A 23,793-nucleotide genomic window follows, 5' to 3' on the forward strand; every position below is an offset into this window, starting at 1 on the left:
TCTGATCTCCTTTTTAGGTATGTTGAATATTAAGAAGCTTTTCAGACATAAAATTCATTTGATTTTATGCGTGGCAATATGTCTGTATTTGTATATGCTTTTTAATAGGATAATAATATCTACAAGCAAGTGATGTGCAATGAAATGCGCGTACACTTGCTTTTTTGTTGTCTTTTAACTTTATCAATTAATAAAAATCACCCCATAAATTCTTACGATTTAAACCAGATGGAAAGGGAAGTGGGAGAATTTTCAGCGAGAGGAAGTTTTGTGATGATTGAACAAGAAAGATTATTTCGTCTTTCGCAGGGGCGGGCTCCTATTTATGAAGCTTTGGAAGAGTTCAAGAAAAAACGAATTGTTCCTTTTGATGTACCCGGCCATAAACGCGGGAGAGGTAATCCTGAATTGACAGCTTTTTTGGGTGAGCAAGCGGTTAGTGTGGATGTTAACTCGATGAAGCCGCTAGATAATCTCTGTCATCCGGTATCCGTCATTAAAGAAGCAGAAGAATTAGCAGCTGAGGCATTTGGTGCTGCACATGCATTTTTTATGGTGAATGGAACGACATCTGCCGTACAGGGGATGGTCCTGACAGCTTGTAAAGCGGGAGATAAAATTATTCTTCCCCGAAATGTTCATCGCAGTGTCATTAACGCACTTGTTCTATGTGGTGCCGTGCCGGTATATGTAAATCCGGAAATGGATAAAAATCTAGGAATTGCGCTTGGTATGTCTCTCAACCAGGTGGAAAAAGCGATTAAAGAAAACCCAGAGGCTAAAGCCATTTTGGTCAATAATCCAACCTATTACGGAATCTGCTCAGATTTACGAGGGATTGTGAAACTTGCCCATCAGCATAATATGCTTGTTCTTGCAGATGAAGCACACGGAGCACATTTATACTTTGGAAAAAACCTTCCCGTGACTGCCATGGCTGCTGGTGCAGATATGGCTTCAGTCAGCATGCATAAATCCGGGGGGAGTTTAACGCAAAGCTCATTTATGTTAATGGGACCTTCTGTGAATGTCGGTTATGCAAGGCAAATTGTTAATCTGACACAAACGACAAGCGGATCGTATTTGCTGCTTTCAAGCTTAGATCTTTCTCGAAGAAATCTAGCGTTAAATGGAGAGCGGATTTTCGATGATGTTATTAATCTTGCAGAATATGTTCGGAACGAAATCAATCAAATTGGTAACTATTATGCCTTTTCAAGAGAATTGGTGAATGGAGATAGCATATTTGATTTTGATGTAACTAAGCTCTCGGTACATACATTAGATATTGGACTAGCGGGAATTGAGGTATATGACTTATTGCGAGATGAGTATGATATCCAAATTGAATTTGGAGATATAGGCAATATTTTGGCCTATGTATCTGTTGGTGATCGGAAAAGAGATGTCGAACGTCTGATCAGTGCCCTATCAGAAATACGTCGTCGTTATTCGACTGATAAATCAGGTCTGATTACACAAGAATATATTGACCCGGAGGTTGTGATTACACCGCAGGAGGCATTCTATGCAGATAAAGAATCATTGAGTCTGCGAGATACAGAGGGTCGAGTGTGCAGTGAGTTTGTGATGTGCTATCCTCCTGGAATTCCAATCCTCGCACCAGGTGAAAGAATCACGAAAGAAATCATTGAGTATATTGACTATGCAAAAGCAAAAGGCTGTTCCATGACAGGACCGGAAGACCTTGCTATTGAACGTCTGAATGTACTAAAGGGAGTGTGACAGCATGGAGTTGTGGTTTCATGAACGTAGCACGGCAGAAGTAAAGCTTTCCATCAAGGTGGACAAGCATTTATACAGTGAACAGAGCGAATTTCAGAGGATTGATATCTTTGAATCGAACGAGTTTGGGAGATTTTTGACCCTGGATGGCTATATGATGATGACTGAAAAAGATGAGTTTATTTATCATGAGATGATTACCCATGTACCTATGGCTGTTCATCCAAATCCACGGAAGGTTTTGGTTATTGGTGCAGGGGATGGCGGTGTTGTACGTGAGCTAACCCGTTATCAACAGATTGAACATATTGACATGGTGGAAATTGACGAAAAGGTAGTTGAAGCCTGTAAGAATTATTTGCCGTTAACAGCTTCCAAGCTTGATGACGAACGGGTTCATATTCATTATGAGGATGGGCTGAAATTTGTTCGCTCCTGTGAAAATCAATATGATTTGATCATCGTGGATTCAACCGACCCATTCGGACCGGGTGAAGGCTTGTTTACGAAAGAATTTTACGGTAATTGCTACAAGGCCTTACATGAAGATGGAATTATGGTAAATCAGCATGAGAGTCCGTTTTATGCAGAAGACAGGGCAGCGATGCAGAGGGCGCACCAACGGATTATCGACTGTTTCCCAATTAGCAGGGTATATCAGGCACATATTCCATCCTACCCGTCCGGCCACTGGTTGTTTGGATTTGCATCCAAAAAATATCAACCTCTTGCAGATTTAAATCAAGAGGCTTGGAAACAGTTAGGTATTAAAACACGCTATTACAATCCTAATTTACACCGTGGTTCCTTTGCTTTGCCAACGTATGTGGAGGAGCTGCTGAGGGACGTGGAAGATATTCCATGAAAATCTTCTAGTGTTTAAAACAAGCAGAAAGAAGTTTGTTAGATAAATAAATAATGGATTGGAGATATGAAAAATGGGAAAAGCACTGATTATTGGTTGTGGCGGAGTAGCCTCTGTGGCAATAAACAAATGTGTACAAAACAGTGAGGTATTTGAAGAGATTTGTATTGCAAGTCGTACTAAGTCCAAATGTGATGATTTAAAAGCTAAGCTTGACGGCGGTAAGACAAAAATTACAACGGCTCAGGTGGATGCAAACAATGTGGATGAGCTAATTGCTTTAATAGAAGAAGTGAAACCAGATATAGTCATGAACCTTGCCTTACCATATCAGGATTTAACGATTATGGATGCCTGTCTTGCAACTAAAATTCATTATATGGATACAGCTAATTATGAGCCTGAAGATACAGCGAAGTTTGAATATAAATGGCAATGGGATTACCGTGAGCGCTTTGAAGAAGTGGGTATTACTGCATTATTAGGAAGCGGATTTGATCCTGGCGTTACAGGAGTATTCTCAGCCCATGCCTTAAAACATCATTTTGATGAAATTGAATACATTGATATTTTAGACTGTAATGCAGGTGACCATGGTTATCCTTTTGCAACAAACTTTAATCCTGAAATAAATATCCGTGAAGTAACAGCAAATGGCTCCTATTGGGAAAATGGCCAATGGGTAGAAACAGAGCCAATGGAAATTAAACGTACGTACAATTTCCCTGAGATCGGTGACAAAGATATGTATCTATTACATCATGAAGAAATTGAATCACTTGCTTTGAATATTCCTGGCATTAAGCGGATTCGTTTCTTTATGACATTTGGGCAAAGTTATCTCACTCATTTAAAATGTCTAGAAAATGTTGGGATGACATCTATTGAGCCAATCGAATTTGAAGGGAAAGAAATCATACCTCTTCAATTTTTAAAAGCAGTACTTCCAGACCCTTCTTCACTTGGTCCGCGTACAAAAGGAAAAACGAATATTGGCTGTATTTTCCGCGGTAAAAAAGATGGAAAAGATAAAACTTATTATGTATACAATGTTTGTGATCATGAAGCGTGTTACAAAGAAGTGGGATCACAGGCGGTTGCTTATACAACAGGGGTTCCTGCAATGATTGGTGCGATGATGGTTATGAACGGAAATTGGAACAAGCCTGGTGTTTACAATATTGAGGAATTTGATCCAGATCCGTTCATGGAAGCATTGAATAAATGGGGACTTCCTTGGAAAGAAAGCTTTGATCCGGAGTTAGTAGACTAAGATGCGCTTTGATCAATTACCAACACCATCTTATGTGGTAGATGAAGGTCTACTCGAGAAAAACCTAAAAATTTTAAAGGGTGTAATGGGTCGAACCGGATGTAAAATTATCCTGGCACAAAAAGCATTTTCTATGCATGCAATGTATCCGTTAATCGGTCAGTATTTGAGTGGGACTGCTGCGAGCGGATTGTATGAAGCTAAGCTTGGCTATGAGGAGATGGGAAAGGAAAATCATGTGTTTTCCCCAGCCTACCGCGAAGATGAGATAGATGAAATTATCTCTATTTGTGATCATATTATCTTCAATTCTTTTTCACAGCTTGAGAGATTTGGGGATAAAGTACTCCAGGCAGGTAAAAGCATAGGCCTCCGTATTAATCCAGAATGTTCGACTCAAGAGGGCCATGAAATCTATGATCCATGCACTAGAGGATCCAGATTTGGTATAACGGCTGATGAATTTCGTCCAGATTTGCTGGAAGGTGTATCGGGATTACATTTCCATACGCTTTGTGAACAGGATTCGGATGCCTTGGCACAAACCCTCAATGCTGTCGAAGAGAAATTTGGAAAATGGCTGCCGCAAATGAAATGGATTAATTTTGGCGGTGGCCACCATATTACAAGAGATGGGTATAATATAGGCCTGCTGGAGGACTGTATTACCCGTATTCAGAAGACATATGATTTGGAGGTTTATCTTGAGCCGGGTGAAGCAATTGCTCTTAATGCCGGATTTCTTGTGACAACGGTTCTTGATACATTAAAGAATGATTTGGAAATTGCTATCCTCGATACTTCGGCTTCCTGTCATATGCCGGATGTGTTGGAAATGCCATATCGCCCTCCGCTTCTTGGTAGTGGTGAACCCGGTGAAAAGGCCCATACGTACAGATTAGGCGGTCCAACCTGCTTAACAGGGGATATTATTGGAGATTATTCATTCGATCAGCCGTTAAAAAGTAATGACCGATTGGTTTTTGGGGATATGGCGATTTATTCGATGGTTAAAAACAATACATTTAACGGAATGGCCCTGCCGACAATTGCTGTACAGGACAAGAATGGTGAATGCCGCATTTTGCATAAATTTAATTATATGGATTTTAAAAATAGACTATCTTAATGAAAAAGCCAGATTCCAATGTGAATCTGGCTTTCTTCTATAGATAGGTATTATATATAGAAGAAACTCGTATATTAAGTTTTCTACGATTTGATTAAAGACGGATATCTCTGATTGTTAAAGGTGTTTTTAATACTTTTGTAGAATTACTTTGAATGAATAAAAACTGAAAACTAGTAAGGGGTGAGACGAAATGGAAAAAAATGAGGTTATCATGATTGAGGAACGAAGTAATAGTAAAATGAATTTTCCATTTATATTAAAGATTGTTGGGATTATTGCACTATTATTTACCGTTATTACTTTAGGTGCAGGGTTGTATAAATTATATGTGTATGAAAGTCCCTATAGTAAAGAGGAAATGATAGACCAAGGATATGAAGAAATATTCAATGAGAAGAAGGCAGTTAATGCATATAATTTATTTGATGTGCAGAATTTATCGGTGAATGCCGGAATGGCTACAGCTTATTTTACGTTAGCAATTTTGTTTAGCATCCTTGGAATAGGAGCTTTTGTAATGGCTGAAATACTGAAACGGAATGAGCAAAGGAGCATGTTGAGTATAGATAATCTAAAAGAATGAAAAGCTCAAACCCAGTCAGGAGTTTGAGCAAGGTTGAATAAGTTATATAGTCTCTATTGTCCGACCGCTTAACTTCGCAAAAATGTTACTAATAGATAAGAAAACGGTAAAGAATGCATTCAGCACTATATTAATCAAGCCACTGAATATACTAAGAATGAAGTAGACGATTGCTGATATTAAAATACCTTCCATTAACATTTCAATAGAAAATGAACGTTCATAAATTGCACCAATAATAGTAATGAGCCATATTAATACAATATATATCATGGGGAAATAGGCAATGAATTGACAGATCCATGAAAGGATACGTGTAATTCCTGCAGCAATCCAATAAAACGGGGAAAAAAGAATAAGTCGAAAGATCAGGAAGTAATGTTGTATGGTATTCATGCTAGCTCAACTCCTCCGTATTAGTCTAAGGTGCTTCATTATTTAAATTCCCGTAATAATTTCCTTTAAAAATGAAAAAATTGTGAATGATATAGGGGATGTGACAACCATTATAGTTGGTTAACGTTTTATATAAAAATTCAATTAAGATACGAGAAAAAATAGAGGGTTAATTTGTTTATTTTTAAACAGTCTTCTAAATGTATGAGCAGATTTATGAATCTATTAGTCATTTAAACCATAAAAATTAGCAGATAATATGATAGAAGAGGTAAAGGTAAATATAAAAATATGGTAGACCATACAACAAAAGGGTAATGCAATAAAGAACACAATTGCTGTTTATCATAAAAGGAGGACAAGATATGTTAAAAAGACTTTCTCTCTTATCTCTGCTAACGGTATGTATTCTTGTGCTGGGTGCTTGCTCTCAAACAACTGAGGAAGACCAAACTGAGGATACTAATAATAAAGAATTGCAACATGATACACAATCTCATGATATGAAGGGAATGAATCATTCAGGTTCTGGTGAGGTTCCGGAAGATTTAAAAGTGGCTGAAAATCCTACTTTTAAAGTTGGAAGCCATGCAATCCTTAAAGATGGACATATGGAAGGTATGAAAAGTGCTGAAGCCACCATCATTGGAGCTTATGACACAACCGCATACCGCATTTCTTACAATCCAGCTACAGGTGGGGAAAGGGTGAAAAATCATAAGTGGATTATTCATGAAGAGATAAAAGATAGTGGAGAGGAATCTTTGCAGCCTGGTGCAGAAGCCATTACGACTGCCTCTCATATGGATGGAATGAAGGGTACCACTGTAAAAATTGAATCAGCACAAGAAACGACTGTTTATATGATTGATTACAAACCAACAACAGGTGGGGAAGAAGTAACTAATCACAAATGGGTGACAGATGACGAATTGATGCTTGTTGAATAATTACTCGCATTGCCGTGCCATTCGTTTTGTTTGTTAAACCTTAAAAGGCACCTATCATACTGGGAGGTGCCTAGAATAATATCCTCTAATTAAGCTCTTTAATAGCCTATAGGTAAACGAAACTTAAAGGTACTTCCTTTATCTAATTCACTTGATACATCAATGGTGCCGCCGTGCAGACTGACAATCCATTTTACGATCGACAAGCCAAGACCTGTATTGCCGTTAGCAGTTGAGGTGCGAGAAGGATCGACGCGATAAAAACGATCCCATATTTTATTTATATGTTCTGCACTAATGCCAATTCCATTATCCGAAATCTCACCTATCACATGATTACCCTGCTGATATGATTTAATCTTTACATATCCGCCAGGCCTTCCATAGGCAACCGCATTCGTAATCAGGTTCATAAGTAATCTCATGATTAACGTTTGATCTGCTTTTATAAAAAGATTATCCTCTAGGTCTGTAATTATCTCAATATCAGCTTTATCAGCCATATAGGTTAATTCTTCTGCTATCATTTCTGTTAACTCACTAATATTAAGCCTTTCAAATAGAAAATGGTCCATATTCTGCTGATCAACTCTGGCCAGTAAAAGTAATTGCGAAATGAGAGAGGACATTTTTTGGGATTGTTTTAGAATGACCTCAAGGGATTTCTTTACTTCTTTTGAATCATCAATTTGAGATAAGGCGTATTCAGATTGAGAGATGATGACAGAAGTAGGTGTCCTTAATTCATGAGAGGCATCAGAAGTAAATTGTTTTTCATTCTCAAATGAAGATTGTAATCTATCGAACATTCGATCAAAGGTCTGTGCCAAAGCATGAATTTCATCATTTGATCCTTTAAGGTTGATACGTTTTGATAAATCTTGTCCGTCGTTAATTTCGCTGACTGTATCAATCATTTTTTGTACGGGACGAAACGCTCTTTTTGTAATAGAATATCCGCCGGTAGCTGCTACAATAATAAGGAATGGAAAAGCAATTAGCGTCACAAGTAAAATGGTGTTCATGGCTGACGATAATTGATTTAATTGATAAACGCCTCGAATCCATATCTCATCATTAAATTTTTTATATGGGTGATCATATAATAGCCATTCCTGTCCATTCTGTTCAATGGTTTGAAGTCCATCCTTATTCATTGGTGTGTCCCCGTTAAATCCAGATGGAACATTGCCTTCCAGTAAAGCACCATTTTTATCGTAAATTAAAAGAGTGACCCCATCATCATAATACTCAAAATCATTATCTACCTCTAAATGTCCGTTTTCATAATCTATATCTCTAAAACCTTCTTTTACTGATTCCTCGAGTTGGTCCTGGATATTTAACAGAAGAATTTTATCGGAAGAGGCCAAAATAATACTTAATACCATAGCCATAATAATCACAATCAGGCCCGTATACCAGAGAGTGATCTTCATTTTAATAGATAATTTTTTCATGACTCTATCCTCAATACGTAGCCAGATCCTCTTATGGTATGGATAAGCTTGATTTCAAAATCATTGTCTATCTTCTTTCTTAGATAACGAATATAAACATCAACGATATTTGAGCCGCCTTCATAATCATAATTCCAAACATGCTGTTCAATATTATCTCGAGACAATACAATATCTTTATTGCGAATCATATATTCCAAAATTGCAAACTCCTTGCTGGAAAGGTCAATATTTTTACCCTGTCGCGTTACCTTATGGGTATTACAGTCCACTACTAAATCGCCTATTTCATAAACGTTGGATGTGTTACCTGATTGCCGGCGCATTAACACCCGTATCCTGGCCAGTAGTTCATCGAAGGCAAATGGTTTGATTAAATAATCATCTGCGCCTAAATCCAGTCCTTTGACCCGATCTTCAATCGTATCTTTTGCGGTTAACAATAAAACAGGAGTACGATTCCCTTCTTCTCTTATATGCTGCAAAACTTCCAGTCCATTTACTTCTGGAATCATTATATCTAACACAATCAAATCATAAGAAGCCATGGAAATATAATCGAGTGCATCAGACCCATTTCCACATGCGTCCACACTGTAATTTTCCACTTTTAAACGGTTTGCAAGAACGTTTTGTAAATCTTTTTCATCTTCGACTATGAGAATCCGCATGTTTAGTCTCCTTTTCTTCTTATTTAATATATTTTACTATAATTCACGTTTATTAAAAAAAGATGAGAAAATCATTTTTATTCATTAATGTTCCTTTAATGTTTACCCATTATGATGAAGTCAAGATCAAGGAAAAGAATAAAAGACAGGAGGAGAGGCGTCAAAATTAATGGAATGATAATTGGTTCCTGTTCTGGTCAAATGGTCTTATGTTCTTCGTAAATTAAAAATTCTAATCAATTTTATTGACCAATTAGACCAGTTTGAAGATTAACTAGAAAAGGAAATTGTATATAAACGATAAAAAGGAGAGATAGCTATGTTAACAAAATACAAAAACATGGTAGTAGAAAATAAAAAGAAAATAATCGGTGGCTTTATTGCCATAATTGTTCTTGGAATCGCCATTGTAGGCGGTTATGTTGGAATGGGTTATTACTATGCAAATAAGAATGACAACTATACAGAAGCACAAATTAAAGAAATAGCTTTGAAGCAAATTGATGGAGAAGTTATCAGTGTTCAAAAAGAATTCAATTTGGAGGATGACCGTATTTCCCGTTCTGAATACGAATACGATGTTGAAATTAAAACTTCAGAAAATCTTTTGAAAACAATCACTGTAAAAGGTAGAACAGGTACTATAGAAATAGATGATGATTTTGACGATGATCATATTTCCCGTTCCGAATTTGATGATAAAAATTAAATTCATGAAAATTTCATAAGTACAACCAACATAAGAGGAAGAACATGTCTAATTGAATTAAATGGATTTAATAATCAGGAGACTCCGCCAAAAGATTTATCTCTTTTTGGGAGTCTCTTTTTTATGGATATGGATAAGTTAAATTCTGGTATTATGATATAAAAGATATCTGGATACAAGGAGGAGACGATATGTACCAATATTTTAACGGCTTAGTCATCCGGGAAGGGACAGAAGGAGTTCCAGCTGAAAGTGTAGAAACTCTTTTTACAGATGCAGGATGGGCGAGAAACACACCAGATTGGCAGAAAGAAAAGTTTTCATTAATATTTGAAAACTCCACCTGGGCTTATACTGTATGGGATTCTAGCCGAATGATTGGAATGGTTCGGGTTATTTCAGACAAAATAATGGCCGCTACTATAATGGATTTAGTCGTTTTAACCGAATATCGAGGAAAGGGGATCGGTAAAAAATTAGTTGAACTATGTGTACAAAAGCTTCCTCATGGAGATTGGTTCGCGCATACGTCCGCTGATAATTTCAGTTTCTATGAAAAGTGCGGATTTGAAGTCAAAGACTTGTCCCAAAATGGAACGTGCGTCTATTATGGATATATACAAGCCCGTAAAGAGGGGCATAGATAAATAAAAACAAAGCTAACACCAACTAGAATCGCAGAGGATTTAGGGTGTTAGCTTTATTTATTTCACTCTATTTGGTTTCGTTTTCTCTCAATCTTCCCAGTTTACTGTGTTTTTTTCAAGAAGAATGAAAGAACGACATTTATGATAGCTAAAATTAAACTGATCTTAAATACAAATGCTGAACCAGTAGCTGCAGCTGCAGTTAAATCATTGGCTGCACCGGATAAGTAATCAGCTTGTTTCATAGAGAATAGAGATACCATTACCGCAATACCTATAGCTCCGGCTACTTGCTGAGACGTTTGTGTAATTGCAATACCATCTGGATAATATTGTCTAGGTAATGCATTCAGTGTATTTGTTTGTACGGATGCTAAGACCATACCAACACCTAACATCATCACGATATGTGTCAATACCATAATCCAAAGAGCGGTATCTGTTCCGTATGATGCATAAAGTCCATATCCAATGACAACAAGAATTGTACCTGGAGTAATCACGGCACGTGGTCCATATTTGTCAAATAATTTACCAATTATCGGCGCAAGTACACAGTTGATTAAACTCCCCGGAAGCATCATTAATCCTGTTACAAATGCTGAAACGATAAGGGCCATTTGCATATACATTGGTAAAACAACAAGCATGGAAAGCATGTTGAGGAAGGTAATAATATTCATAGCAAGACCTAAAACGAACATTGGGTATCTAAATGCTTTTAAGTTTAACATTGGGTGTTCCATCTTATTTTGACGGATACAGAAGAATAGTAATGCGATTAAGCCGATAATAATTGTTCCTAATACTGTTGCATTTGTCCAGCCAAGCTCTCCACCGACACTTACACCGTATACAACACCACCAAAACCAATTGTAGATAATACTACAGATAAAATATCAATTGAGACATTACGGATTTCATTAACATTCGGTATATAGATATAGCCAATGATTAGTGAAATTAATAAGAATGGAATGGTGAACCAGAAAATCCAATGCCAAGATAAGGTGTCTAAAATCATGCCTGCTAAGGTTGGTCCAAAAGCTGGTCCAGCTAAAATAACTAATCCCATTGTTCCCATTGCAGCTCCACGTTTATTTGGCGGGAAAATCGTGAAAATAACACTTTGTGTTAAAGGTAAAATGATAGCCAACCCAGCGGCTTGAATAATACGTGCTGTTAAAAGTACGCTAAATGTGGGTGCTAAAGCAGCTAAAACTGTCCCTATAAGAGAGAAAAATAAAGCTGCCATGAACATTTGGCGTGTCGTGAATTTTTGCATTAAAATACCTGTAACTGGTACTAAAATACCAAGTGTTAAAAAGTAGCCTGTTGCCAACCACTGAATGGTTGTTGCATCCACACTAAAAATTTGGCTTAATTGTCCTAATGCTATATTTAAAGCTGTTTCACTAAAAAGCCCGACAAATCCTGCTACCAAGAGGGCAGCCATTATCGGTCCCGTTTTGATTTGTATTTGTTTATTCACTTGTTATAACTCCTCTAAAAATAAATTATTTGTAAATTCGAGATTGCTCTCAGGGAGAAACGCATTTGTAGAGCAAAAATCCATCTTCATTGGAAGCCTAATCACTAAAGAAATAGAAGAATACAGAATCTTCCGAAAAAAGATTCGATAAAACCTTTGATTATAAAATTTTCTCAATTAAAACCAGACTCTTATAAACATACATACTAAAACTATATTAGGGAGAATTTTCACTCACCTATATTTGCTAACTGTAAAGCAAGTCATTGTCTCTATGTTTTTTTAGTCATTGATTCGTTTTTAATCATTCCACTTGGGCATTAATTATTGATAATTTGAGATAAATCCAGTATTCGCAAGTAGAATCATACTTCTTTCAAATGGTGAGAGAACGAAACTTTGCTATTTTTATGCTTGTTTCGTAGGATCCAACACCTGTATATCCTTTTGGCGGGATAGTCCATTGCATTCGTAAATAATCAGCAATTTTGTATCCCTCCTGTTAGTACACCTCCACCATACTAACCAGTCAGTCTGTTTTTCACTATAACAAAATATTTCTTCTTGTGTAAGTAATTTGTTTTTTTTGTGACAATATTTTTATAATTGATCTTTTTATGTATTAGGAGTTTTATGCATGGGGGTAAAAATGAAACCTTGCTATATCAAGGATGAATCAGTATATAAATCTATTAAAAATGTATCCCCTTACATTTATAGCAGGGTAAACATGCACTAAATTGGGAAGTGGATTGTATTTTTTAAGTAATTCATATACCGAATTTTATTATTTCAAAATAATATAAAGCGGTGGTTAGATTAACTGGTTATTAGTGATGGTTTCATACAGCGGGGTAGTTTATTCTATCTAAATTCAACTATTGATAAATATTCATTGATAGGCAGTTCCCGATTTATTATCCTCTGAATACCTATTTCACTACTGGCCACCAAGAAAATAGTAAATAAAATCATCCTGTGATACATAATTATTTAAGATGTGAAATATTTGAAAATGAAAAGGTTCTGCTTTCTGATTAAATAAAGTTTTACATCTTTAAGAACTGTATAGAATAAAAAAGGATTAACGGCATTAGGAGTCGAAAAGCTATAGTAATAGGTTGTTACTAGGATATAAGGAGTATGGAATCATGCTGAAAATTTTACGCTATGTTTTTTCAACGGTAGTTTTAATATTTGTATTATACGGATTTATTACTAGAAGCTTTGCGTACCAACCATTTATGATTTTTTTCTTAGGGTTAATGATGTTAATCATTGGATTAGAAGAATATCAAAAAGGACGAAAACTGATTAGTTGGGTGAGTCTAGGTGGATTTTTGTTTGCCATGTATGTAGCAATTGAAGGTTTTATACTGAATTAACAATCTGCAGTAGGATCTTTTTGGCGCTTTCAGATTTATGATCAATATGTGATCACATCTTACATTTCAGATTACATTGTGAGTAATCATATTGTTTAGAGATCTGGCATAAACTGATCCATATCCACATTGGTAAAAAATCCTGAATAAATTGACAAGAAAATGTACTCGTGTTAAATTTATCCTTAATTAAAGAATTTTGAATTCGAGATATATTGCATTTTACATAAAGTCTCGAATTCGAAATAAAAGTATTGGAGGAATAAAAAATGGCGAAATGGATAGTTGACCAGTCTCATTCAACAATTGGCTTTGCAGTGAAACATATGATGGTATCAAAGGTAAAAGGAAAATTTGATTCGTATACAGCAGATATTGAAGCTGCGGATTTAACAGATTTGACAACAGCTCAAATTGCATTTCAATTTGATCCAGCAAGTATTAACACTTTTTCAGAAGATCGTGATACACACTTGAAATCTGCTGAATTTTTTGATGTGGAAGAATATCCTACAATCGAATTTAAATCTACAAGCATTACAAGATCTGGGGATGACTATAAAGTAACTGGTGATCTGACTATTAAGGATATAACAAAGTCAGTTACATTCGATGTCGAATTTGGCGGAAAAGGCAAAAATCCTTGGGGAGTTGAAGTATACGGTTTTGAAGGGGACGCGAAGATTAACCGAGAAGATTTTGGTCTTACTTATAATGCAGCACTTGAAACGGGCGGCGTTTTAATTGGTAAAGATATTAAAATAGAAATAGAATTAGAGATTAACCCGGCAGCATAAGTTTAATCGTTCTTCTAAGGGGAAATAAAGAAGGATAATGTCTTCTAAAGAGGGTAATTTATGAGTGATTCCGCTCTTTTTTTATCCATTATCTCGAATTCGAGATAAATAGTTAACGGAGGTATAGATATGATATTGAATGAATTAAAAGGATTGCACCATGTGACTGCGATTACGAGCAGTGCAGAAAAAATTTATGAATTCTTTACAGGGGTTCTTGGTATACGCTTAGTGAAGAAAACCGTCAACCAGGATGATATTAAAACGTATCATTTATTTTTTTCAGATGATGTCGGCTCCCCGGGTACAGATATGACTTTCTTTGATTTCCCTAGTATTTCAAAGGGAATTCACGGGAACAATGAAATTTCGAAAACATCTTTCCGAGTTCCAAGTGACGCAGCTCTAGACTATTGGATTAAACGGTTTGATAAATACGAAGTTAAACATACAGGAATTCAAGAATGGTTCGGCAAAAAAACAGTGTCCTTTACTGATTTTGATGATCAGTCATATCAACTAATTTCTGATCAGAGTAATGAGGGAGTAGCTTCCGGAACGCCTTGGCAAAAGGGGCCTGTCCCATTGGAATATGCTATTACAGGATTGGGTCCAATATTTATTCGTACCTCTAATTTCGATTATTTAAAAAAACTTATGGAAGAGGTTTTGTTGTTTAGAGTGTTAGACAGCCATGAATCTTATCATTTGTTTGAAATGGGCGAAGGAGGCAATGGAGCACAGGTTATTGTAGAACACAATACAACTCTTCCACAGGCACAGCAAGGCTTTGGTACAGTTCACCATGTGGCATTTCGCGTGAATGACCGCTCAGAGCTGAAGGATTGGCAAAAACGTTTGCAGGCATTTAATATACCCAATTCAGGTTATGTAGAACGTTATTATTTTGGTTCACTCTATGCAAGATTGGCACCGCATATTTTATTTGAATTTGCAACGGACGGTCCTGGATTTATGGAGGATGAACCATATGAAACTCTTGGAGAAAAATTATCCTTGCCGCCATTTTTAGAAGAAAAACGAGAACAAATTGAAAGTATAGTTCGATCCATTAATACGGTTCGCAGTACCTTAACGTTTGAAAAAGAATACTTGTAAAGAGTAAGAACAACATAATCGGCAATTCATTATAAGCAACTAAGATGAGATTGAAAACTAAGATACTATTTCAGGGCTAATCGTAAATTTCGATTAGCCCTTTTATCTTTAATAGTGAATCTAGTTTTCTATATAAGGAAGATAGATTATTTGAAAATTGTTACAATATTTTTGTAACTATTACAATTTTATTTAAATTATACCAAATTCATGTTATGATATCTGAGTTAACAAATAAAGCCATTTTTGATTAAATTTTATTTATTTTAGAATGATTTGAAACCGTTTGCGTTTAGGGAGTGAGAGTATGGCGATAGATCCGAATGCACCGATTTTTAATATGGCGATACGCACAGCAGATATGATTGTTAAAATGTTTGGGCCGCGCTGTGAAGTGGCGGTACATGATTTTGCAGATTTAAAAAAATCTCTTGTCTATTTAGCCGGCAATGTTACAGGAAGAGAAATAGGTAGTCCATGTACGGATTTAGTATTAAACGAATTGACTAAACCTGTATCTGACATAGAGGATATTCCAAACTATAAAACCAGATTGATAAATGGAATCACAATGAAATCATCGACCATTTTTCTGCGGGATGTGGAAAATCATGTTATTGGGGCTATTTGCATTAATTATGATATTTCAATGATGATTCAATACGAGGCAGAAATTCAGGATTTCATTTCTTTTACTGAAACAGAAGAGAAGTCTGAAAACTTTTATTCGACCGTACAGGAAGTCATTCAAGATATGGTTGATCAAGTTTTATCCGGTTTTAAGAAACCGCCATCCATGTTGAGTCTAGAAGAGAAAATAGAATGTGTAAGATTATTACAGGAAAAAGGTGCTTTCCTAATTAAAGGTTCAACAGACTATTTAGCATCCGTTTTAGGAGTATCGAAGTTTACAATCTATAATTATTTGCAAAAAATACGCACACAAATAGATTACCAATTAGAATATCAGGTGAAATAAAGGAATCTATTACTTGTCGATTAAGGATTTTTGCACTATTTAGCTAAGCTTCTAATAGAATGAAAGCGATGGGGCTTTGGCTGGAAGTATCTGAAGAAAAGTAAGCTATCTAAAAAGCAGATTGAAAAAAGGAGAAAAACATAATGAAGTATCGATCAGCATTTGATATAATTGGTCCGGTTATGATTGGCCCATCCAGTTCACATACAGCAGGAGCTGCCAAAATAGGAAGAGCAGCCAGAACTATATTTAGCAAACAACCAAAGCGAGCAATCATTTCGTTATACGGTTCTTTTGCAAAAACCTATAAAGGTCATGGAACAGACTTAGCCTTAATTGCTGGTTTACTGGATTTTGATACCTTTGATGAGCGTATTCCAGATGCATATAAATTCGCTGAACAGGCAGGAATGGAAGTTCAATTTCTGGTTGAAGAGGCTGTAGTTGAACATCCTAATACGGTTAAAATAAATTTGTTTGATGATGGAGATAAAAAGTTAGAATTAGTCGGCATTTCCATTGGTGGTGGAACGATTGAGATAACTGAAATAAATTCGTTTAAATTAAAGCTGTCAGGTGGGCAGCCAGCTATATTGGTTATTCACAGAGATCAATTTGGGCTGATATCATCCGTTACAAGTGTATTAGCTAAAAATGAGATTAATATCAGCCATATGGAGGTTTCGCGTAAAGAACGGGGAGACATCGCAATTATGGTAATTGAAATGGATCAAAAGCTCGGAGAAGAAATCATAGAAGAGCTTAGTTCATTGCCAAACGTAAACCATGTAATCCGTATGTAAAATTAAATACTGACAGCAAGAGGAGGAAAGAATATGTTTCGAAATGTGGCCGAGCTTGTAGAGCTGGCACAATCCAATAATGTTAAAATTTCCGAAATTATGATTAGGCAGGAAATGGAAGTGTCCGAGCGATCAAGAGAAGATATTATTGCTCAAATGGATGAGAACCTCGCAGTTATGGAACGGGCGGTAGAGAGAGGTCTTAATGGTGTTAAATCTCATTCGGGATTAACCGGAGGAGATGCGGTGTTATTACAAAACTATATTAATTCAGGTAAATCTCTATCTGGTAAACTTTTATTAGATGCTGTCAGCAAAGCAGTGGCAACCAATGAAGTAAATGCAGCAATGGGAGTTATTTGTGCCACACCAACAGCAGGTTCAGCCGGTGTTGTTCCTGGTACATTATTTGCCGTTAAAGAACAGTTGAATCCGACTAGAATGGAAATGATTGAATTCTTATTTACGACAGCAGCGTTCGGTTTTGTAGTAGCAAATAATGCATCCATCTCTGGTGCAGCTGGGGGTTGCCAGGCAGAAGTTGGATCAGCTAGTGCCATGGCGGCAGCTGCCATAGTGGAGATGGCTGGTGGAACACCGCAGCAATCCGCAGAAGCTTTTGCAATTACTATGAAAAATATGCTTGGGCTTGTATGTGACCCAGTCGCCGGGCTTGTGGAAGTTCCGTGTGTTAAACGAAATGCGATGGGAGCTTCAAATGCAATAACAGCAGCTGACATGGCGTTGGCAGGTGTAACAAGCCGTATCCCATGTGATGAAGTAATCAGTGCGATGTATGAAATCGGAAAGTCCATGCCATCTGCATTACGGGAAACAGCAGAAGGCGGACTTGCAGCCACTCCAACAGGCCGCAGATTGGAAGAAGAAATCTTCGGAAAACCAAAAGCTAAATTAGTAGATTACTTGTTGGCAAAATAATAAGAAGCGTCTGTCCGCATCAAGTTAAGATGCAGGCAGGCGCTTTTTAAATGGTTGTGAGTGTGGTCCTGAAATTTAATGGGAAGGAATCCATTAATCTTCTTTATGTGGATCTATAATCATGTAAGGCCTCATCATGTCATAATCTTCATGTTCCAGAACGTGACAATGCCAAACATACGAGCCGCTATATGGAGAGAAGCGCATGATCAAGCGGGTAATCTCTCCAGGAGGGACAGCAACTGTGTCTTTCCAACCGTATTCATTTGGCTTTGGAGGCTGTGCAGGTCCAGTAAAGATAATGGTTCGATCCTCGTTATAACGATCCAAATCAAATGGCCGGCGATCGAGTATTTGGAATTGGATTAAATGGATATGAATTGGATGAGTAACGTTTGTAAGATTCATTAAGCTCCAAATCTCAGTCGTATCTAATCGTGGTTTTTCTGTCACTGGATCCATCCACATTTTATTATCGAGTAAAAGCAGAGTACGGCTGTATTGGTCGGTTGTACTTACTAATTTGAGGTTGCGAATGGCCGATATATTGTTGTGTTTTAAAGAGGGTACATAGGATAATCTGTTGGGAATATGGCTATTGTCCTGGCTGGAAAGTGGCTGATTTACCCTGAATTGAAGGATATCACCTGTTTGATCAGCTGGGTCTGTATTAGTTCCAAGATTATTTTTTAGCGTGATGGTTTTGCCTTCATATTGGCTAAAATCGACGATGACATCCATTCTTTCTGCAGGTTCAATTAGAATGCTGTCCATCATTACTGTTTTTGGCAATAAACCGCCATCAGATCCAATTTGATAAAAAGATTGTCCGGAATCAAGTTCCATTTGGTAACCGCGTGTATTCGAACCATTCAAAATACGAAAACGATATTTGCGTGGCTCCACTTCTAAAAACGGCCATACCTTCCCATTTACAAGAATAGTATCTCCAAGAAAGAACGGTCTGATGGAAGGGTTTGGTAAACCTTCTGCGGGATTATCCGGCTGGCTTGGATAAAATAAAGAGCCGTCATCGTTGAATGTCCGGTCCTGTATCAATAGGGGAATTTCAAAAGAACCGCTTGGCAGTTTCAGCGATTTTTCCTGTTCATCCCGAATAATATACATTCCGGCAAGACCGGCATATACATTCAGTCTGGTAATGCCCATGGCGTGATCATGATACCAGAGGGTAGCTCCACGCTGATTGTTTGGATATTCATATACTTTTCTTGTGAAAGCTTCGCCAACTTCCTTGAAATTATTTGTAAACCAGGCATCCGGGTATCCATCACTATCGGGACGGGTTTCGCTGCCATGTAAATGTGTAACTGTTCGAACCTCCGGCATATGTTCTAGATGATGGAATGTTTTATCGACAGGGAGAAAATGCTTGTCAGGAAGATTATTCTTCCATTTAACCTTTACAACCTCCCCCTGCTTGGCTTCTATAGTAGGCCCGGGATATTGGCTGTTATAACCCCATAAGCGAGTTGGCGGTAAATCTCGGTGTAGCTTTTGTTGAAACTCCTGCATTCTTACTTCATAATATGTTCCGCCTCGACCATTCTCCTTGGGATTCAGGGTTTTCATAATTTGGAGTGGATCCACGAACTTTTCCAGTTTTGGACTCATGTTGTCGGTCTCCTTTTTCACAATATACATTAGACTATGATGAACAGGATGGTTTGAAGTGGTCATTTGGACTAGTAAAGAGAGATAAATTAGTAAGAATAGCGGAGCGGCGATCGTTTAAAGAAAATGCATTAAAATTTTTAGCAATAAAAAAGGGAACAACAGACTGGCTGAAGTTCCCTGAATCTATTTATTTGAGTACCTTCCACAAATCAGTTCCAGTTGAGAATGATGAAGCAATAAATGAAACCGAAAATGAGAAGACTGCTGAAATGCCTGCTTAATTTTGCTAAAATAAAGATAATTATGCTGAAGGAGCTTAGAAATGGCTATCCAAATCTTTATATTAAGCAAACTAATGGAGGATAATAATTATCCTTATAAATTAAAAAAGCAGCTTTCAGAGCCAATTCCATTGGATCAATTAGGTGGATTAACAGAAAGCAAACTGTACTATCACTTTGAATCGTTGGCTAAACAGGGATTGGTTGAACAAGTTGAAGTTATAAAAGAGGAACATCGTCCAGATAAACAAGTTTTTGCGATTACGGATAAGGGACGTGAAGAGCTTCCTAAGAAAATATACAAACTGTTGGAAAATGCCGAGGATATCAGTGATATGGTAGTAGGTATTGCTAATATCAGGTATGTCGATCGTGATCGGGTTCTAACTATTCTTAACAAGAAATCAGAGCATATCCGTGCTCAATGGATGCATATTAAAGATTTTGAAAAAAAGGTTGAAGTAGACGAGGAAAACAAGAACCTTGTAGAGTTTATAGGGGAGTATGTGACTGCTAGAGTAGATCATACTATTTACTGGTTGGAAGAGTTAATCAAACAGATCAAACAGAGGAAAATATAAATTAACAGGAACTATATTTTTTTGAAAAATTACAAAAGATTTGGAGATTTTAAGGCACCACAAATGTTAGAGTCTACTAACAATTGTGGTGCCTTTTATATGCTGCCTAATAAAGTGTTGGCGATACCTATCTAGAAGGAGAGGTGTTCTATAAAAATGAAATATAGATTGGTCAGCTTCTCACCAATAAACTCCTATATTTTATTTCTACTAGAATTGGACACAAAGATTTTCTCATTTATAAAGGTACATATATTTATGGTTCTTTTATCTACTTCACAGAATTATCATTCACCATACAACATTAGATAACTGCTGTTATTTAAAATTCTGGTAGAAATATAGGATAAATTTCATGTATTTTTTTTGAAAAAAGAGGTTTAAAACTTAGAAATACCATATCATTTGCAATCTTTTTAACCTGTAATTTATAGTAATAATAGAAGTTGTTTATAATTATTATAGATTGAAATTAATTCCAAAGATGGTACTCCTTAATACTGTATATTCATCATACAGGGGTTATAAGGAGAGCTATTAAAAGAGGAGGTTTTCAGTATGGCAGAGAACAAAGATCATAATGGTTCAAAGAAAGAAGAAATGAAACGCGAGACTTTGACAACTCGTCAGGGCCATCCAGTAACGGATAACCAAAATATCCGCACAGTTGGAAATCGTGGACCGGCAACACTTGAGAACTATCACTTTATTGAAAAGATTTCCCACTTTGACCGTGAGGAAGTACCTGAGCGTGTCGTTCATGCTCGTGGTGCAGGAGCATTTGGATATTTCGAAACATATGGAAAAGTTGGCGATGAGCCAGTAGAAAAATATACTCGTGCAAAAGTATTTTCCGGTGCTGGAAAACGTACCCCATTAATGGTTCGTTTCTCTACAGTGGCAGGTGCAAAAGATTCATCTGAAACAGCACGTGATCCACGTGGATTTGCTGTTAAAATGTATACAGAAGACGGTAACTGGGATTTGGTTGGGAACAACCTTAAAATTTTCTTTATCCGTGATGCAATGAAATTCCCTGATATGATTCATGCATTTAAAGTGGATCCAGCTTCAAACGTGGCAGATCCTAGAAGGATGTTTGATTTTGTTTCCCGCACACCTGAAGCAACACATATGATTACATTCCTATTCTCTCCATGGGGTATTCCAGCAACATACCGCCACATGCAGGGATCTGGTGTAAATACGTATAAATGGGTAAATGATAAAGGCGAAGCAGTGTTGGTTAAATATCACTGGGAGCCAAAACAAGGAATTCGTAACTTGACACAAGAAGATGCAGATTCTATCCAGGCTAAAACAACTGCCCATGCAACACAGGATTTATATGAAGCGATTGAACGTGGAGAATACCCTGAATGGGAGTTATATGTACAAATTATGGAGGATGATTATCATCCTGAACTTGATTTTGATCCTCTTGATGATACTAAACTATGGCCAGAGGACAAATTCCCATGGTTGCCAGTTGGTAAAATGGTATTAGATCGTAATCCGGTCGATTATCATGCTGAAATTGAACAAGCTGCCTTCGGTACTGGAGTTCTTGTTGATGGTATGGATTTCTCAGACGATAAAATGCTGCAAGGACGTACATTCTCCTACTCTGATACACAACGTTATCGTGTAGGACCGAACTATCTTAAATTGCCAGTGAATGCACCAAAAGTGCCAGTTCGCACTAATCAGCATCGCGGCCAAATGGATGTTCGCGATCCAAAAGAATCCGGAGATAATCCGCATATTAACTATGAGCCATCTATGGTTGGCGGATTCCAGGAAGCAAGTAAAGAAGAACGTCCGCAACACCGTCCAACATACAATGCTGCAGTCATGAGTGAACCAATTGACCGTCCTAACAACTTTGGTCAAGCAGGTGAAACATATCGCAGCTTTGAGGATTGGGAACGTGATGAGTTAATTAACAACCTATCCAATGCTCTTGCAATTTGTGATAAACGTATTCAAGATGCCATGGTGGAATACTTCACTCAAGCAGATGAAGAATATGGACGCCGTGTAAGAGAAGGCATCGAAATGAAAATGAAAGAATTAGCAGAAATGAAGGAAGAATCTGCAGTACCAGGCCGTGAAGCAGGTAAATCCAGATTCGGTCAAGGTACGGCAGCAGCAATGGAAGCAACAAAAGATGCTGTGAAGAAAAGCCATGAGGCTGATCCATATTAATAGATGGACTAAAAGAAACTGCCAGTCAATTTGACTGGCAGTTTTTTAATGACGATTTGTTATTGAAGCAATAGAAGTAGTTAGAGATAAATGATAGAAAGAGAGGATTCCCTTTATTAAATCGCCTTCCCAATATGATAATTAGGAACTTTGGTTTTCAGAATCTTCATACATGATTTCGTTCATATCTTCAATCAATTGCTTCAAGTCTTCCTGATGTCTCAATGCAGCAAAACGCAAAGAAGATACAAATAGAGGATAAATATAAGTGAGGCTGATAAATTCTAGATAATCATTGAGATTACTGGCCTCTTCGGGATCTATAGCCACCCCTGTTGAAATCATATAATCATAATCTTCTTCTGCAGCATAAGCGATTTCAAACATTTGGTGACCAGCATCATTATTAGCTTGTTCTGCCACTTTTTCCATTTCCTCCATTAAATAATCAATATTGACGCTTAAATAGAGGGCAGCTTGCGGAAGGAAATTATAATCAGCATAGAGTACTAAACAACCGTCTCCTTCACCTTCTTCCCAGATTGGATACAGGGTAGGTGATAATCCTGGAAAGGGAAAATCGGGTACTTCCTCAAAATGAAAATATGTTTGCTTAGCTCTTTTCCCATAGCTTACTAGATCTTCATAACTGATCTCTTCAGCCAGTTTTCCACTAACAGAATTTCCTTGCCCAGTTTTAATCATCGCTCTTTTCATTAGCCTTCCACTCCTTTGTAATTTGTTCGTTTATCCCTTTTTCCAGCGTGCTAATCATAGAAAATATTGAACATGTGTTTGGCAACAAATTAAAACTACTGAGGTGTTTATCTCTAGCTCATCTTTAAAAAGCTAAAAACTAACCTAAATAAACGTCATTTCATGGGATAGGAAGGAATGACTTTTTTAGTGATGTAGTATGTATTTTAAATTGATTGGCAAACTTATGTAAGATCCTCAAGGAGTACAGTCTAGCAGAGCAAGATTGCTAAGATTTGTATTCTTATTTGTTAATATATGTAATATTTTGACATCTGAGAAATCAAAGATAAAGAGAATCTACGAAAATCAATCAATATTTTGGAAAATATTTAACTAAAATAGATAGCATTATAAAATTGTAAAAGAATTGTTGGTATAC

23 protein-coding genes are annotated in these 23,793 nt (G+C 36.9%); 17 read left to right on the forward strand and 6 right to left on the reverse strand.

Annotated elements, in window-relative coordinates:
* The first annotated feature begins 273 nt into the window (after positions 1–273).
* The 5 genes from F7984_RS05180 to F7984_RS05200 all read left to right on the forward strand — a co-directional run bounded on the left by F7984_RS05180 (position 274) and on the right by F7984_RS05200 (position 5,599).
* Positions 274–1,746 (forward strand): aminotransferase class I/II-fold pyridoxal phosphate-dependent enzyme, encoded by a 1,473-nt coding sequence (locus tag F7984_RS05180; RefSeq protein WP_066101315.1) that lies wholly within the window; start codon positions 274–276, stop codon positions 1,744–1,746.
* Between the two features lie 4 nt (positions 1,747–1,750).
* Positions 1,751–2,611, forward strand: coding sequence for a polyamine aminopropyltransferase (speE, locus tag F7984_RS05185; RefSeq protein WP_066101312.1), 861 nt, complete (start codon positions 1,751–1,753; stop codon positions 2,609–2,611).
* A gap of 73 nt (positions 2,612–2,684) precedes the next feature.
* Entirely contained in the window at positions 2,685–3,884 is a 1,200-nt protein-coding gene (locus F7984_RS05190) for a saccharopine dehydrogenase family protein (protein WP_140461167.1), read from the forward strand.
* 1 nt (position 3,885) lies between these two features.
* Positions 3,886–5,013, forward strand: a complete 1,128-nt coding sequence (nspC, locus tag F7984_RS05195) for a carboxynorspermidine decarboxylase (RefSeq protein WP_140461168.1) — start codon at positions 3,886–3,888, stop codon at positions 5,011–5,013.
* Between the two features lie 193 nt (positions 5,014–5,206).
* Complete coding sequence (locus tag F7984_RS05200; RefSeq protein WP_140461169.1) at positions 5,207–5,599, forward strand: hypothetical protein; 393 nt, start codon at positions 5,207–5,209, stop codon at positions 5,597–5,599.
* Between the two features lie 42 nt (positions 5,600–5,641).
* Here the strand turns inward: F7984_RS05200 and F7984_RS05205 are convergent, their stop codons facing one another.
* Positions 5,642–5,995: a hypothetical protein gene (locus F7984_RS05205; RefSeq protein WP_066101300.1), complete on the reverse strand. Its 354-nt coding sequence runs from the start codon at positions 5,993–5,995 to the stop codon at positions 5,642–5,644.
* 365 nt (positions 5,996–6,360) lie between these two features.
* Between F7984_RS05205 and F7984_RS05210 the strand changes: the two genes are divergently transcribed.
* A complete protein-coding gene (locus tag F7984_RS05210) occupies positions 6,361–6,945 on the forward strand; it encodes a YdhK family protein (RefSeq protein WP_140461170.1) in 585 nt (194 codons plus the stop codon).
* Between the two features lie 98 nt (positions 6,946–7,043).
* Here the strand turns inward: F7984_RS05210 and F7984_RS05215 are convergent, their stop codons facing one another.
* Both F7984_RS05215 and F7984_RS05220 read right to left on the reverse strand, forming a co-directional pair.
* Positions 7,044–8,405, reverse strand: coding sequence for a sensor histidine kinase (locus tag F7984_RS05215; RefSeq protein ID WP_140461171.1), 1,362 nt, complete (start codon positions 8,403–8,405; stop codon positions 7,044–7,046).
* Positions 8,402–9,076, reverse strand: a complete 675-nt coding sequence (locus tag F7984_RS05220; protein ID WP_139891405.1) for a response regulator transcription factor — start codon at positions 9,074–9,076, stop codon at positions 8,402–8,404. The genes F7984_RS05215 and F7984_RS05220 overlap by 4 nt, the downstream gene beginning before the upstream one ends.
* Before the next feature lie 319 nt (positions 9,077–9,395).
* On the opposite strand from F7984_RS05220, the gene F7984_RS05225 reads away from it, so the two are divergent.
* Positions 9,396–9,785 (forward strand): PepSY domain-containing protein, encoded by a 390-nt coding sequence (locus F7984_RS05225; protein WP_225983665.1) that lies wholly within the window; start codon positions 9,396–9,398, stop codon positions 9,783–9,785.
* A 191-nt stretch (positions 9,786–9,976) separates the two neighbouring features.
* Positions 9,977–10,432 carry a GNAT family N-acetyltransferase gene (locus F7984_RS05230; protein WP_140461172.1) on the forward strand — a complete coding sequence of 152 codons (456 nt, stop codon included), beginning with the start codon at positions 9,977–9,979 and terminating at the stop codon, positions 10,430–10,432.
* 101 nt (positions 10,433–10,533) lie between these two features.
* Here F7984_RS05230 and F7984_RS05235 read toward each other — a convergent pair whose 3' ends face one another.
* Entirely contained in the window at positions 10,534–11,925 is a 1,392-nt protein-coding gene (locus F7984_RS05235) for a DHA2 family efflux MFS transporter permease subunit (protein WP_139891403.1), read from the reverse strand.
* A gap of 1,151 nt (positions 11,926–13,076) precedes the next feature.
* Between F7984_RS05235 and F7984_RS05240 the strand changes: the two genes are divergently transcribed.
* From F7984_RS05240 to sdaAA, 6 genes are all read left to right on the forward strand, one after another.
* Positions 13,077–13,310, forward strand: coding sequence for a DUF3953 domain-containing protein (locus F7984_RS05240; protein ID WP_139891402.1), 234 nt, complete (start codon positions 13,077–13,079; stop codon positions 13,308–13,310).
* A gap of 269 nt (positions 13,311–13,579) precedes the next feature.
* The gene (locus F7984_RS05245; RefSeq protein WP_139891401.1) at positions 13,580–14,107 is read left to right on the forward strand and encodes a YceI family protein; all 528 of its coding nucleotides are present in this window, start codon (positions 13,580–13,582) and stop codon (positions 14,105–14,107) included.
* Positions 14,108–14,242: 135 nt separating this feature from the next.
* Entirely contained in the window at positions 14,243–15,226 is a 984-nt protein-coding gene (locus tag F7984_RS05250) for a ring-cleaving dioxygenase (RefSeq protein WP_140461655.1), read from the forward strand.
* A gap of 307 nt (positions 15,227–15,533) precedes the next feature.
* Entirely contained in the window at positions 15,534–16,205 is a 672-nt protein-coding gene (locus F7984_RS05255) for a helix-turn-helix transcriptional regulator (RefSeq protein ID WP_066101283.1), read from the forward strand.
* 143 nt (positions 16,206–16,348) lie between these two features.
* The gene (gene sdaAB / locus F7984_RS05260; RefSeq protein ID WP_066101280.1) at positions 16,349–17,008 is read left to right on the forward strand and encodes an L-serine ammonia-lyase, iron-sulfur-dependent subunit beta; all 660 of its coding nucleotides are present in this window, start codon (positions 16,349–16,351) and stop codon (positions 17,006–17,008) included.
* 33 nt (positions 17,009–17,041) lie between these two features.
* Positions 17,042–17,947 carry an L-serine ammonia-lyase, iron-sulfur-dependent, subunit alpha gene (sdaAA, locus tag F7984_RS05265; protein ID WP_066101277.1) on the forward strand — a complete coding sequence of 302 codons (906 nt, stop codon included), beginning with the start codon at positions 17,042–17,044 and terminating at the stop codon, positions 17,945–17,947.
* A 93-nt stretch (positions 17,948–18,040) separates the two neighbouring features.
* Here the strand turns inward: sdaAA and F7984_RS05270 are convergent, their stop codons facing one another.
* Complete coding sequence (locus F7984_RS05270) at positions 18,041–19,582, reverse strand: multicopper oxidase family protein (RefSeq protein ID WP_140461173.1); 1,542 nt, start codon at positions 19,580–19,582, stop codon at positions 18,041–18,043.
* A 53-nt stretch (positions 19,583–19,635) separates the two neighbouring features.
* Between F7984_RS05270 and F7984_RS05275 the strand changes: the two genes are divergently transcribed.
* The 3 genes from F7984_RS05275 to F7984_RS05285 all read left to right on the forward strand — a co-directional run bounded on the left by F7984_RS05275 (position 19,636) and on the right by F7984_RS05285 (position 22,655).
* The gene (locus F7984_RS05275) at positions 19,636–19,866 is read left to right on the forward strand and encodes a hypothetical protein (RefSeq protein WP_140461174.1); all 231 of its coding nucleotides are present in this window, start codon (positions 19,636–19,638) and stop codon (positions 19,864–19,866) included.
* Positions 19,867–19,907: 41 nt separating this feature from the next.
* Positions 19,908–20,447, forward strand: coding sequence for a PadR family transcriptional regulator (locus tag F7984_RS05280; RefSeq protein WP_066101271.1), 540 nt, complete (start codon positions 19,908–19,910; stop codon positions 20,445–20,447).
* A 558-nt stretch (positions 20,448–21,005) separates the two neighbouring features.
* Positions 21,006–22,655, forward strand: a complete 1,650-nt coding sequence (locus F7984_RS05285) for a catalase (protein ID WP_066101268.1) — start codon at positions 21,006–21,008, stop codon at positions 22,653–22,655.
* Between the two features lie 141 nt (positions 22,656–22,796).
* Here F7984_RS05285 and F7984_RS05290 read toward each other — a convergent pair whose 3' ends face one another.
* Positions 22,797–23,372 (reverse strand): hypothetical protein, encoded by a 576-nt coding sequence (locus F7984_RS05290; protein ID WP_139891399.1) that lies wholly within the window; start codon positions 23,370–23,372, stop codon positions 22,797–22,799.
* Positions 23,373–23,793 lie beyond the last annotated feature (421 nt).

The sequence above is a fragment of the Pradoshia sp. D12 genome (assembly GCF_008935075.1).
Taxonomy (GTDB): Bacteria; Bacillota; Bacilli; order Bacillales; family Pradoshiaceae; genus Pradoshia.